The organism is Pontibacter ruber (assembly GCF_023630205.1).
Classification (GTDB): domain Bacteria; phylum Bacteroidota; class Bacteroidia; order Cytophagales; family Hymenobacteraceae; genus Pontibacter; species Pontibacter ruber.
Genome location: NZ_JALPRR010000003.1, coordinates 684840 through 698569 on the forward strand (window position 1 = coordinate 684840; position 13730 = coordinate 698569).

Genomic DNA, 13730 nt, shown 5'->3' on the forward strand with positions numbered 1-13730 from the left:
CATCTTACTTGTGCTACACAAATGACGGGCAAAACAAGTGTTATTAGCCATTTGCCTACTACGCTATGATTAGGGAACAATAGAACTTACTTGGAACTGCGCTATCCATTATGCGAAAATTGCTACTGTTCCTTTTCACTAGCATTGCAGCCAGCATTACTCTGGCACAGGTTCCTGTTCAAACGGGTGTGGCTACTTCTCTTATCAAAGGCACGGTGATAGATTCTGCCACGCAAATTCCCCTTGGCTATGTAACGGTAGTGGTACAGAAAGTCGGGAAAAGTGAGGCTGTCAAAAGTACCCTTACCGACGAAAGCGGTGATTTTATGATAAGCGATCTTACACCAAAACAGTACCAGCTCACACTTTCTTACATAGGCTATAAAACAAAAACATTGCCCCTGCCAGCCCTGGGCATTCAAACTACTATTGATCTGGATACCATTGGCCTTGCTACCAAAGCCACTCAACTCCAGGAGGTACAGATAACAACAACGGTACCTCTTGTAGAACAAAGCATTGACAAGATCACCTATAATGTGGAGGTTGACCCGGAGGTTGATATCCTCAATTCGCTGGATATGCTACGCAAGGTGCCGCTGCTGACAGTGAACGCTGAAGATAACCTGCAAATCAACGGCAAGAGCAATTTGAAGATTCTGTTAAATGGCAAACATTCCTCCCTCTTTTCAGGTAACACAAGTGAAATCCTTAAGATGCTTCCTGCCAATTCTATCAAAAAAGTTGAGGTGATCACAAGCCCATCTTCTAGGTATGAGGCTGAAGGGGTAGGGGGCATCATCAACATCATTACTCACAAAAAAAGTATCAGAGGGTACAACGGATCTGTTAACATGAGGGCAGCAAACCCTGAAACTTATAATATGGGCGCTTCCCTGCTTTTAACAGCTGGTAAGTTCAATTTTTCCGGATTGTATAGTAATAGTTATAGTAACAGCCCGAATCAACGCAGCACCTTTTACAGATTAGATAAGATGCAGGGAAACAAGCTGGAGCAGACAGCAGAGGGCAAAAGCGAAAGTACATCACAAATCATAGGCAGCGAATTGACTTATGATCCTGGTCAGTTTGACCACTTTGTAGCTTCTTTCAATATTAACAGAAACAGCAGCAACAATTACCAGGCACAGTATGTGGAGCAACATAATGCTGCAGGGGAAATGTCAGAAGCATACCAGAACCTAAATAGAGGTGATAATAACGGTCAAGGGAAGGATATAAACCTGGACTACCAGCGCAGCTTCAGTAAGAACAACCAACAGCAACTTTCCCTGTCTTTGAACCTGGTTAACACTGGCAACCAGAACTCAGGTGACTTTACGTTGCAACCACTGCTCAACTATACCAGCCAGGAGAGCATGAACAACTACGACGATGATTTAAAAGAATACAACCTGAAGGCCGACTACACGCAGCCTTTAGGTAAACAAACACTGGATTTGGGTATAAAATCTACCTTCGAAAAGAGCAGTAGTGACTATTACTATAAGGACCTGGACCAGGAAACAGGTATTTTTCAGCTTGACTTCAGCCAGAGCAACAGCTTCAGTTACCGGGAGAGCATCAATGCTGCTTATGCCTCTCTGAACTTTAAAAGGAGCAAATGGGGGCTTAGAGCAGGCTTGCGGTACGAGGGGACAAGGCTAAAGGCTGAGTTTCGGTCGTCAGGTACCAGTACGGAACAGCAGTACTATAACCTGTTCCCTAATATTACATTATCACGCATGCTGAAAGAAAGTGGGACCCTAAATTTGTCCTTCAGCCAGCGCATACAGCGCCCCGGCCTCTATGATCTCAACCCTTATGTAGACCTGACTGACCCGTTGAACATCAGTTATGGCAATCCTGAACTCAAGCCGGCCACCAGCCACGTATTTCAAATCGATTACAACAATTATGTGAAGAGCACTTCTTTTAACGCTAATCTATTCTGTAACTTTACTCATAATGCTATTGAGCAATTCACTGTTTTGGGAGAGGATTCCGTTGCGCGCACTACGTATGGCAACACTGGCCGGGGCCAGAACTACGGCCTATCAATAAGCGGAGGCACCAGCTTAGCCAAGAAATTAAATATTAACCTGAATAGTAGTGCTCAGTATGTTAAATACACGAGTATGATAAATGGGGAACAGGGGAAGAGTGCGGGCTTTACCTATACTATTCAGAGTACTGCCAGTTATCAGTTTAGTAAAGGCTGGCGTGCCAATGGTAGTATAAATTATAATTCTCCTAATGTCATGTTACAGGGAACATCAGCAGGTTATACTGCCAGCAATATTTCAGTAAAGAAGGACTTCCTGAAGAACAACAAAGCAAGTATAAGTTTCTCTATACGTAACCCTTTCCAGAAGTATAGGCGCTCTACCAGCGAAGTTAAAGGGCTTACTTTTTACCAGTTCCGGGAATCGTATACTGTAACCCGCCAGTTTAACCTTGCCTTTAATTACCGTTTCGGTAAACTTCAGTAATGAACACATCAAAGCTAAAGGTTACAGGTGCACAGCAACCTATAGGAAGCCGTGATCTCAAGAAAACTATACTTACTTTACCAGCTTCTTAATCACCTCCGCCAGTTCACCTGTCAGCTCCCTTCTCGAAAACTGTGAGTGGTTGATCAAAGGCAGGTCCAGGTTCGAGTTGATCTTCCAGGCTTTGCTCATCTGCGTCATATGGTCGAGCATGAGGTCGTAAGCAGTGTAGTGGAAGAGACGACCGGCGCCACATTCGTCTATGATACGGTCGGTGTCGGAGTGCACAGGGCCCAGGCATACGATCGGTTTGTTCGACGCCAGGTACTCAAACAACTTGCCCGGTACGTTGGCAAACACGCTTGGCACATCGGCAATGGCCAGCAGCAGCACTGTGCTCTGCATCAGGTATTTAATGGCCTGGTCGTGCGGCACGTAAGGTATAAACTCCGTAACGCCCAGCAACCCCGCTTTCTCGATCTGGTGCTTCACACCCTCCGATACTTTGCCAACAAAGCGCAACTTGTAGTTGATTTCGCTGTGCACCGACATCAGGTGCGCGATCACCTTCAGAAACACATCAATGTTGTAGGTCTCTGTGATGGTACCTGTGTAAGTGATCAGGAATGTATCCTGAGGCGGCTCTGACGGATAGATAAAATCATCTTCATCATAGCCGTTCGGTATCACGTGGATCTTGTTAGGATTTATATGAGCAGGTTTGTTCAGGAACAAACGCTTGGTGTCTTCGCTTGTCACGATCACAGCGTCAGCCTGCTCCAGCACCTGCCGTTCATACTTCTGGTCCAGGCGTTTGGCCAGCGGCGTATGGTACAACTGGTCGTAGTAGTGGATGTTGGTCCAGGGGTCGCGCAGGTCGGCGATCCATTTTACGTTATACTTTTTGCGCAGCTTTAGCCCGATCAGTTGGGTAGAGTGCGGCGGGCTGGTGGTAAGTATGGCTTTATACTTGCCGTCCTGCAGCAGTGCTTCCGCCTTTTTCAAGGCGTGCTTGTTCCAGCCCACGCGGGCATCGGGTATAAACAAATTGCCCCGCACAAACTTAAACAACTTGTCTACCACGGTGTCTTTGGCCTTCTGGTTGGCAAAGCCGCTGTAAGGGATCTCTTTTTTGCCGGACAGCTTCTTGTAGTACTCGAAAGGTTCAGATGTGGCCGTGCGGTAAACCTCCAGCTCCTGCGGAACTTCGTTTAGGAAAGTATTGTCAAGAAGAGGGTAGGAGGCCTGTTTTTCATCTACCGTCAGTACAGTCGGGCGTACGCCAAAGGTAGGCAGGTGCTTCACAAATTTAAGCCCACGCTGTACGCCTGGTCCGCCGGAAGGTGGCCAGTAATAAGAAATATAAAGCAGGTTTAATAAGTCTTGTTGTTCCAATTCTGTCACGCGGTTATCTGAACTCCCAAATATAAAAATATTCTGCCAGTAAGGCTTTACGCGCCGCAGTTGTTGCTGTTGTATGGCCGTAAAATTTCAGTTTTTGAAGTATAAAACAGCCGACAGAAGATTGGCAAGAACCATACTTACAGCCACCCATTCATAATTCGTAATTTGTAATTCATAATTAATTAAGATTTATACTTATTTTTGTAGGTAAATCCAGAAAAGAAGATGTTTGATAATTTAAGTAACAAACTTGACCGCGCCTTTAAAACGCTGAAAGGCCAGGGAAGCATTACCGAGATCAACGTTGCACAGACCATTAAAGAGGTACGCCGTGCCCTTGTGGATGCCGACGTAAACTATAAAGTTGCCAAAACTGTAACCGACAAGATCAAAGACGAGGCCATGGGCCGCGACGTACTGATTGCTGTTTCTCCGGGACAGCTGATGGTTAAGATCGTGTACGAGGAGCTTACCCAGTTGATGGGTGGCGAGAAGCAGGACATCAACCTGAAAGGTGATCCGGCTATCATCCTGATTGCGGGTCTGCAGGGTTCTGGTAAAACAACCTTTACGGGCAAACTGGCCAATCACATCAAAAAGCAAGGCCGTAGCGTGCTGGTAGCTGCCTGCGATGTGTACCGTCCGGCGGCGATCAACCAGCTGCAGGTGCTGGCCGAGCAGGTTGGTGTAGAGGCGTATACTGAAATGGAAAACAAAAATCCGGTTCAGATTGCACTTAATGCCATTGAGCACGCCCGTAAAACACATAAGAAAGTAGTAATCATCGACACCGCCGGTCGTCTGGCCGTGGACGAGGCGATGATGAAAGAGATAGCCGAGATCAAGGCAGCCGTGAAGCCAACCGAGACGCTGTTCGTGGTGGACTCCATGACAGGTCAGGATGCGGTAAACACAGCCAAGACCTTCAACGAGCGCATCAACTTCGATGGCGTGGTACTGACCAAGCTCGACGGTGATTCGCGTGGTGGTGCGGCCCTTTCTATCCGTGCCGTAGTAGAGAAACCGATCAAATTCATCTCTACCGGTGAGAAGATGGAAGCGCTTGATCTGTTCTACCCGGATCGTATGGCCCAGCGTATCCTTGGCATGGGTGACGTAATCTCCCTGGTAGAGCGCGCGCAGCAGGCATTTGACGAGGATGAAGCGAAGCGTATCAACAAGAAGATCCGTAAGAACCAGTTCAACTTCGACGACTTTCTGACGCAGCTGGAGCAGATCAAGAAAATGGGTGATATCAAAGACCTGGTAGGTATGATCCCGGGTGTTGGCAAAGCCCTGAAGGATGTGGAGATTGACGAGAATGCATTCAAGCCGATTGAAGCGATCATCAAATCGATGACACCACAGGAACGTGAGAACCCGGATATGATCAGCGGCAGCCGCCGTGCGCGTATTGCCAAAGGTTCCGGTACCGACATTACGCAGGTAAACAACCTGATGAAGCAGTTTAACGACATGCGCAAAATGATGCGTTCGATGAACAAGATGGCTGGTCAGCGCGGAGGCCTGAGCAACCTGGCTAAAATGATGAAGCGCTAATTTAGTAGCACACCATAAAACAAGAGCGGCTATACTTCCAAAGTATAGCCGCTCTTGTTTTATGGTGTGCAAACTTGCAAACTCTTTTTACTGAACCAAGTTGTCAGAAGCTATTTGAGTGCTGTTTATTGTCTCAACTGCTGATAGTATCTTTACAAGCAGTTCTTCATTATCAGATGAGCTGAATACCTCTTCAAGCCTTGGCAGCATTTTGCTTTTAGCCCAATTTATAAACTCAAAAGTCAGCTTTGGGTTATCCCTAAACTGCTTAAGGCTGTTCCTTCTTATCAGCTCAGTGGCATTATCCTCTATGAAGTTGCAGAAGCGAAGTATGGAAGTCGCATTCTGAGAATCTTCCCACTGCTTCAATATCCACCTGAAAGAAGGATGTACCTTTGCAATTGAGGAAAATAGCTCATCGAAATTCCAAAGTGCAGCTGTGTCCTGCTCATTTATCAACTGTACCCACAAGGAGTTAAGATAGCATAGCAGAGCCTCATACTCTGATGCCTTCCAGTTCTTCCAATCAGTGTAATTTAGTTTTTCAAATGCTATCCAGGCCTCTGTTTCTCCTGATTCGTACCTTGCGATCAACTCAAAGATCCTTGGCAGGAAATGTTTGAAGTCCTTTAACTCGCCCCAGGTATAACACACCTTTCCTACAAACAACCAGAGATCATCACCAGTTAATTCTTCAAGCGATTTAGCTGAAACCTTTTGATTCCATGCTTCAACCTCATTTTTATCATATAGAGGGCTGGCATCCATTTGCGGATTCAACCTGTAATTGCTGAAAACAGCATAAAGGTTCTTAATTGCACTGCTTGTTTCTTCAGTCATTGTTAGTTGCCGTGAACTGCTGCTTTAACAACAGGCATATGTGTTCGCTTTGTATAGTAGCCTGCTGCATGAGCTGCTGCAACTGATCAAAGTCTTGCTGGTGCAGGGTCGGAAGCATAGCCTCCAGTATCGAAGATAAAGGCTTCGGTTCGATGATCGAAATACTCTCCTGGAACTCAAGCAGGCTTTCCCTGAACTCCTGTGCTTGTCCGGCTGCTGCCAGTTTGCTCAACCGCTGTATTCCTTCCGGAATGGTCGTCAGATACATAGTTACGATCTCTTTCAAAAACTCCGTGTTGCCACCTGCCATACTTTCCAGCGAATCGGTGTTTATACTTGCGTACTGGTCAGGCTCCTTCCTGGATGCTCCCTGTGTTAGATCCGTGATCGTCTGGAGCAGCTCGTCGGGGTCGAATGGTTTTGAAATGTAGGCATTGGCACCGGAAGCAAGGCACTTTTCGATCTCGCCTCTGCTTGCATGTGCTGTCAGGGCGATAACCGGAACAAGCGCCTGTGCTGTACCCGAACTTCGGATGCGGCCAATGGCTTCGTAGCCATCCATAAGCGGCATTTGCATGTCCATCAGTACCAAATCATACCTTTGGCTAAGTACTTTCTCGACAGCCTCCAGCCCATTGTCTACGGTGTCGATGTGAAAGCCCCATTCCGAAACTACCTGGTTTATCAGGAGCTGATTTATCTCGTTGTCTTCGGCTAAAAGTACCTTTAAACCGGTTGACGTTTGCATTGGCTCAGGCATTTGTGCTGCCAGGGGAGGGGCAAGGGTAACAGCCTGCTTCTTAAAAGGCAAGGTAAAGGTGAAAACACTGCCCACCATCGGCTGGCTTTTCACGGAGATGGCGCCCCCCTGCATTTCCACGATACTTTTAGAAATGGTCAGGCCCAACCCAGTGCCGCCATACTTGCGGGTCGTATCGTTGCTGCCCTGGCTGAAGCTTTCAAATATTGCCTGCAGTTTTTCGGCAGGTATGCCAATGCCGGTATCTTCCACGGTAAACTCCAGCAACACGTCCGATTCCGATTCGGAAAGCAGCTGCGCTGTCAGTTTCACCTGTCCGTTCTCGGTAAATTTGATGGCGTTGCCCATCAGATTGAGCAGCACCTGCCGCAGCCGTACCGGATCGCCTACCAGACTGCCCGGCACCTGCTGGCTTACCATGCTGAGCAGTACGTTATGGTTTTCTTCTGCCTTTGCCTCCATCAGGTCGATGGTGTCCTGCATCAGTTCGCGCACCTGGAATGCTACCTCTTCAAAGGTAAACTTCTGCGCGGCGATCTTGGAGAAGTCGAGCAGGTCGTTGATGATCACCATCAGGTTGTTGGAAGATGTCTGGATGGCTTTCAGGTATTTGCGCTGTTCGGGGTTAAGTGTGGTTTTCTGCAGCAGACTGGCAAGGCCGATGATGCCGTTCATCGGGGTCCGGATCTCGTGGCTGATGTTAGCCAGGAACTGTTCCTTTACGCGCACCGATTGCTCTGCCAGCTCTTTTGCCTGCGTCAGTTCCCGCTCGTTCGACACGCGGTCGGTAATATCGAATACATAGCCTGTTACACCGATTACACGCTGCTGTTCGTCCCGTACCGGAATGTAGTGCGCCTTGAAGAAAAAGCCGTTCAGCTCATCCACAGACTGCAAGGTTTCACCGGCCATCGCCCGACGCAGGCGTGCCATTGTCCGCGGGAACCGCTCAAACAGATCAAAGAAGGATTTGCCGACAATGCTCCGGTTATCAATACCTACCAACTCGTAGGCCATGCCGTTGGCAAACGTAATGATTCCGTTATGATCGGTGCTCCAGAGGGCGATGGGGCTATTTTCCACAACAAACTCGAGTTGGTATTGTGTAGCGCGCAATTGCTCCTCGGCTTGCCGGCGCTGTTGCTCTGCTTTGTGCAGCCTGATGGTGGTGCGAAGGCTAAGGGCTACGCCGGCCGGTGTCAGCAGGCTCTTTGGAATATAGTCGGCGGCGCCTAGTTCAAAGGCTCTGGAGGCTGTACTTTCATCGCCATGCGAAGTAACAACCAGTATGGGCGCCTGCACTCCTTTAGCCCGAAACTGCTGCAGTAGCTCCAGGCCATCCATGTCCGGTAGCTGGATGTCGATAAAGATACAGTCGTATGCCTGCTGCTGAACCAGTTGTAGGCCTTCAGCGGCAGTTGTGGCGGCATGAACGCTTGTCTGCAACCCGGAAGAGAGCAGAGAACGCTGAAGAGCCATCTGATCTGCTTCATCACCGTCGATGATCAGCAGGTGAAGCCTGTCGGCAGGTATAAAGCCGAAAGCAGGGTATGTTTGGGTTGTAAGCTTCATGTATGGGTGCCTGTAAACGGAGGCAAACGCTTCAGGGCTTTAGGGTATCTAAAAGGCAAAGGTATTGCTCCTGTAATTCTATGTAAGATAGCAGTCCCGGCTGAAACAGCATCTTTTGCGGGCTAAAAAGATATCAGTAAGCCATTCGGTCTAATTTTCGAACCCAGGCTCTGAAAGCTTCCTGTGCCTCTTCCCGCAGCATTTGTACCATTGGTATCTGCCTTTCCGATAAGGGCTTCTCTATTTCCTCGTAGATGAACTGATCGTCGAAGCCGATGTGGGCAGCGTCTGCTTTGTTGTTGCCAAAGTATACTTTGCTGGGTCTGGCCCAATAAATGGCGCCCAGGCACATGGGGCATGGTTCGCAGCTGGTATACAGCTCACAATCGGTAAGCTGGAACGTGCCCAGCGCCTGGCAGGCTTTCCGGATAGCATCTACTTCGGCGTGTGCAGTTGGGTCGTTGGAGGTGAGCACGTTGTTATAGCCACGGGCAATGATCTCGCCGTTGCGCACTACTACGGCACCAAACGGCCCTCCATAACCTGCTTCCATTTTCTCGATCGAGAGCCGAATGGCCTCCCGCATAAACTCTTCCTTCTCTTTCATACGTTACAGATTTCAGCACTTATACGTACGCCAACCAAAGCGTTTTTAAGCTGGCATATTTAGCGATACGGAAAGCTGATTCCGGGCTTCCCCATAAACATAACATACTTTAGTAGACAAGGGAAGATAGTAAAAGCCTGAAGTGCTACACGCATGCTGCTGATCTGAAAGCAAAAGGGAAGGAGCAGTGCAAAATAAATGGGAGAAGAAAGTATAGCGGGTAGGCCTGATGTGTAAAAGCGACAGGAGATATAAGTATAAAAAAATAGCCTACACTGCACTTGTGCCGTTTCTTGCATACTCGCAGTGTAAGCTATCACGTCCGTTGCCCCCTAATATTCCCACTCAACACTATAGGAGGCTGTCCTTTAAATTCAATCCTGTCAGAGACACGGTTGCATTTTTTAATACAATTTCCGTGCTCTTTAAAATTAATACGGTTGATCAGATGATAAGTTCCTGGTAATAACGCAATTACAGGTTTTTATTTGTTAAAAAGTTTGAGAATGAGTGTTCTGCAAATGTAATGCTATATAATATCTTAAAGATGTTTGCACTCGTATCTACATAAATAAACAAATTAAAAGCATGTGTTAACTATGAAAAATTATATAAACAGCTTATTTGGCTTGTTCTTGCTGATGAATTTTGTTCTGATCAGCTGCTCTGCCTCCCGCGAACAGGAAGTTGAAGGCGACCTGAATGAATTCCGTTCCTGGGTGAATACCCAGACTGCCAACATTGCCGACCGCACCGAAGAAGACTGGCAACGCACAAAAGACGACTTTAAGTATAGAACACAGGAGTTGGACGAGAAGCAGGAAAAGTTTAGCGACGATGCAAAAGAAGAGTATAAGCAACTGAAACAGCGCTTCAACGAGGCGGATGAAGAGCGGGCCCGCACACGGGAGCAACGCACCGCGCTGGAAAACTGGAAAAAAGAACTTTTGGGTGCATATGCCGACACATCCACGATCACAGCAGCCAATGTACGGGAGGTATACATACTGTTTATGGAAAATGTACGCTCAAAGCATAAAAACTGGAGCAGCCAGGACTGGGATATGGCCGATATGGTGTTCGATGAATTGGGCAAGCGCAAAGAACAGGTAGACGACGAGCTGCCGGGAGATGACGAAGTGAAGATAAAAGCCCTGCAGATGGAATACCGCACGCTCGAAACAGCAGGCGACGTTGAAGACTAAGCTGTTTTTAGATGATGATCTGGCCTTCAATTGTATTGCCGTAGACGGCGGCCTGTCCGTTTACATACCGGTAACCGCTGTACCAGGCCAGCACGGCATCCAGCTGGTGCCAGTTCTCAACTGGTCGCTCTAAGTGAGTTTGTATACATAGGTGCAGGGCTTCCCGGAAGTCAGGAGTAGGCCCTGCTCCCTTTTTATAGGTACCAAGGTGAGGAAAAAGCAGGCGTGCCAATTGCGAAGGATACGTTTCCATAACCGAAATAGCTGCAGACGTAAGCTGCGCCTTTAGCTTAATGGCTCGTGCGGTCAGCCCTCCTAAAAACATCGGCGACATGGCATGTAAGGTACGGTCACACTCCCGGTAGAAATAGTCTGCATCAGCTAAGCCCGTTCCCGAAGTATAAACCGAAGGCAGGCTGAGCGGTGCATCGATAAAGATCATTTTCGGGCTCATTTCTGCTGCCAGGTTCAACAGCCATGCATCAGCGTCCTCACCGCGCTGGGTTTGCCATACCTGTAGCCGGCCCTGCACGAGCATCGCCGCAGCGGTGGTGCCAGCCAGTTTAGAGCCGTAATCCACCCCCATGATGTTATGACTGCTTACATCCATATTATCGAAATCTTCTTCTGAGAACCATCAGGGCTCGACCTCAGTTAAAGTTGATATACTCTTCTCAGCGGTTTGCTGATTCACAACATGAAATAGCAAGATAAAAAGCAGATTGGAAGTATATGCTTTGATGTCGGAAGCATAATCCTGAACACGCGACAGCCCCATGCGTACCAATTTATACGTACGTTGCTGCTCTACCGCAAATGCCGGGTTTGCGTCTCACCCTTCCGATGCAAAGTATAACCAGGAGGGAGCTTATGTGTTTTTCTGCTGAAGCAAGTTTTGGGGCAAGTGCCGCGTTGTGTACGATCGGTGTTTTGGCTGTGCGTGAGACACAAACACGAGAGCAAACGCTGCTGGCAGGTATCCCGTTCCTTTTTTCGGCACAGCAGTTTACCGAGGGCATCGTGTGGCTGGGAGAGAGACACACCTCTTTTGCTAGTCTGCAGCAACCAGCAACCTATCTTTTCCTGGTGATCGCTTTGCTCGTGTGGCCTACGTGGATCGTTTTTTCTGTGTTTATGCTTGAGAAAGAAGTATGGCGCAAAAGACTACTGGCTGCCCTGCTATTGCTGGGTGTTTTGGTTGCAAGTATTCTGGGGTACGGTTTGTTCTCTTTTCCTGTAAAGGCGGAAGTGCTCCATCAGCACATCCATTACCGCCTGGAATTTAAGCAATTGCTGGTGGGCCGAAGCAGCATCTTATACTTTATCCCTACTGTTGTTCCTCCCTTTGTCTCAAGTGTAAGGCTGATGTGGCTCCTGGGATTGGCGCTTCTGGTAGTTTATGTCATTGCCAAAGTATACTATACGGCAAACATCGTCTCGGTCTGGTGTTTTTTTGCCGCGATCATCAGTGCAGTGGTGCTCCTGGTCCTGAGAAAGCAGCATGCTGCTGATCTGAGATAGTGTCTTATCTTTCCTTTTCGATCTCTTTCAGCAGGTCTTCCAAATCAAGTGCAATGGTATACATATGGATCGAGCCATCCGGTTTGTGCGGCCATTGTTCTGTTGGCCGGTCCCAGTAAAGCTCTATGCCGTTGTTGTCGGGGTCGTGCAGGTAGAGCGCTTCTGAAACACCGTGATCGGCAGTGCCGGTCAGAGGCCAGCCGGCATCCAGCAGGCGTTTGTAGGCAATGGCCAGGTCTTTGCGGGTAGGATATAGTATGGCAGTATGAAACAATCCGGCACTCCGCACCGGGGCGGGCGGCGCGTCTTTGCTGTACCAGGTGTTCAGGCCGATATGGTGGTGATAGCCGCCAGCAGACACGAAGGCGGCTTCTTTTCCATACATGGTCGTTAGGGTAAAGCCCAGCAGGTCGCAGTAAAAGGCAAGTGAACGCTCCAGGTTGGCTACTTTCAGGTGCACGTGCCCAATCCTAGTGGCTGCTGGTATGGTGTAGGCTTCGCTCATCAAAATACAAGTAGTTATACCTTTTGTACTTTTACCGAAGCCGAAAAGTTTTATTACCTGATTCCTGCCTGGCCGGTAACGTTTTCCAAGTATTTCTGGCCAGAGCCTGTATTCAGCAGCAATATGCTTTCTGATGGGCTTAACCAGCCACTGGTGATCAGTTTCCGTGCTGCCATCCAGACAGCGGCCCCTTCCGGCGCAACAAAAAGTCCTTCGCGGTGGCCCAGTTCGCGCATACCTTCCAGCATTTCTGCCTCCGTAATGCCCATCACCGTTCCCTCAGATTCCTGTATCACACGCAGCATCATGTTCTCGCCAATAGGTCGCGGAACAGCCAGTCCGTTCGCAATAGTAGGTTTGCCGACATACTGCTTGGCGTTTGCCTGCTTTCCGGTATAGGTGTCAATCAAAGGGCGGCAGTTTTCTGCCTGCACGGCCACCATGCGCGGCAGTTTGATGTCGCTGGCCAGCCAGCCAAGTGCTTTTAGTTCCTGGAAGGCTTTCCAGATCCCGATCAGTCCTGTGCCGCCGCCGGCAGGGTAGAGGATCACATCGGGCAGGCTCCAGTTCAGCTGCTCGGCAATCTCATAGCCCATTGTTTTCTTGCCTTCCAGGCGGTACGGTTCTTTCAGGGTCGACACATCCAGTAAACCGCCATCAGCATTCAGCTCCTGTACTTTGGCAGCACAGTCGTTTATGAGGCCATCGATCAGGTGTACTTCTGCGCCATACCAGTAGCACTCTTCTTTAAAGGCCGCAGGCGTATGGCGCGGCATTACCACCACGGCTTTCATACCTGCCCGTGCGCAGTAGGCGGCCATGGCCACGCCTGCATTACCAGCGGTCGGAATGATACACCCGGTAACGCCAAACTCCTTTGCTTTGGAGATAGCCATGCTCAGCCCGCGCGCTTTGAAAGAACCGGTCGGGTTTTGCCCTTCGTCTTTTAGCACCAGCGAAGAAAGCTCATACTTAGCAGCCAGGTTGTTGAGTTCAAGTATAGGTGTGAAGCCCTCGCCGAGACTGACGATATTGGACTTACTCAGCACGGGGAGCAATTCGCGGTAGCGCCACATGGTGCCTTCGCGTTTCGCTAAAATTTCTTTTGAAAGTGGCTCGCTGAGGTCGTATTCCGATACGAGCGGCATGGCGCAGCAACCGGATAGTTTCTGCAGTTCGAAAGAACTATACTGCTGGCCGCATGAAGAACAGGCTAAATTACGAATTCTGCTTGCTGACCTGATATTTGTTTCCATAGTTGTTC

At 48.7% G+C, this 13730-nt stretch carries 11 protein-coding genes; 4 read left to right on the forward strand and 7 right to left on the reverse strand.

The window, feature by feature from the left end; translation table 11 throughout:
• Positions 1-110: 110 nt before the first annotated feature.
• The gene (locus MJ611_RS14760; RefSeq protein ID WP_250430707.1) at positions 111-2492 is read left to right on the forward strand and encodes a TonB-dependent receptor domain-containing protein; all 2382 of its coding nucleotides are present in this window, start codon (positions 111-113) and stop codon (positions 2490-2492) included.
• A gap of 72 nt (positions 2493-2564) precedes the next feature.
• On the opposite strand, the gene MJ611_RS14765 is transcribed toward MJ611_RS14760, so the two are convergent.
• Positions 2565-3887 carry a glycosyltransferase family 4 protein gene (locus MJ611_RS14765; RefSeq protein ID WP_250430708.1) on the reverse strand — a complete coding sequence of 441 codons (1323 nt, stop codon included), beginning with the start codon at positions 3885-3887 and terminating at the stop codon, positions 2565-2567.
• A gap of 234 nt (positions 3888-4121) precedes the next feature.
• On the opposite strand from MJ611_RS14765, the gene ffh reads away from it, so the two are divergent.
• Positions 4122-5456 carry a signal recognition particle protein gene (gene ffh, locus MJ611_RS14770; RefSeq protein ID WP_250430710.1) on the forward strand — a complete coding sequence of 445 codons (1335 nt, stop codon included), beginning with the start codon at positions 4122-4124 and terminating at the stop codon, positions 5454-5456.
• Between the two features lie 87 nt (positions 5457-5543).
• On the opposite strand, the gene MJ611_RS14775 is transcribed toward ffh, so the two are convergent.
• The 3 genes from MJ611_RS14775 to MJ611_RS14785 all read right to left on the reverse strand — a co-directional run bounded on the left by MJ611_RS14775 (position 5544) and on the right by MJ611_RS14785 (position 9235).
• Complete coding sequence (locus tag MJ611_RS14775; RefSeq protein ID WP_250430712.1) at positions 5544-6296, reverse strand: hypothetical protein; 753 nt, start codon at positions 6294-6296, stop codon at positions 5544-5546.
• Positions 6289-8628, reverse strand: coding sequence for a hybrid sensor histidine kinase/response regulator (locus MJ611_RS14780; protein ID WP_250430714.1), 2340 nt, complete (start codon positions 8626-8628; stop codon positions 6289-6291). Before MJ611_RS14780 ends, MJ611_RS14775 begins: the two co-directional genes overlap by 8 nt.
• A gap of 133 nt (positions 8629-8761) precedes the next feature.
• The gene (locus tag MJ611_RS14785; RefSeq protein WP_250430716.1) at positions 8762-9235 is read right to left on the reverse strand and encodes a nucleoside deaminase; all 474 of its coding nucleotides are present in this window, start codon (positions 9233-9235) and stop codon (positions 8762-8764) included.
• A 599-nt stretch (positions 9236-9834) separates the two neighbouring features.
• On the opposite strand from MJ611_RS14785, the gene MJ611_RS14790 reads away from it, so the two are divergent.
• Positions 9835-10440, forward strand: a complete 606-nt coding sequence (locus MJ611_RS14790; protein ID WP_250430718.1) for a DUF6565 domain-containing protein — start codon at positions 9835-9837, stop codon at positions 10438-10440.
• Between the two features lie 7 nt (positions 10441-10447).
• Here MJ611_RS14790 and MJ611_RS14795 read toward each other — a convergent pair whose 3' ends face one another.
• The gene (locus MJ611_RS14795; protein WP_250430720.1) at positions 10448-11050 is read right to left on the reverse strand and encodes a DUF429 domain-containing protein; all 603 of its coding nucleotides are present in this window, start codon (positions 11048-11050) and stop codon (positions 10448-10450) included.
• Between the two features lie 260 nt (positions 11051-11310).
• On the opposite strand from MJ611_RS14795, the gene MJ611_RS14800 reads away from it, so the two are divergent.
• Entirely contained in the window at positions 11311-11961 is a 651-nt protein-coding gene (locus MJ611_RS14800) for a DUF6629 family protein (protein ID WP_250430722.1), read from the forward strand.
• 4 nt (positions 11962-11965) lie between these two features.
• Here MJ611_RS14800 and MJ611_RS14805 read toward each other — a convergent pair whose 3' ends face one another.
• Entirely contained in the window at positions 11966-12466 is a 501-nt protein-coding gene (locus tag MJ611_RS14805) for a VOC family protein (RefSeq protein WP_250430724.1), read from the reverse strand.
• A gap of 53 nt (positions 12467-12519) precedes the next feature.
• A complete protein-coding gene (locus MJ611_RS14810) occupies positions 12520-13722 on the reverse strand; it encodes a threonine synthase (RefSeq protein ID WP_250430726.1) in 1203 nt (400 codons plus the stop codon).
• Positions 13723-13730: the final 8 nt, after the last annotated feature.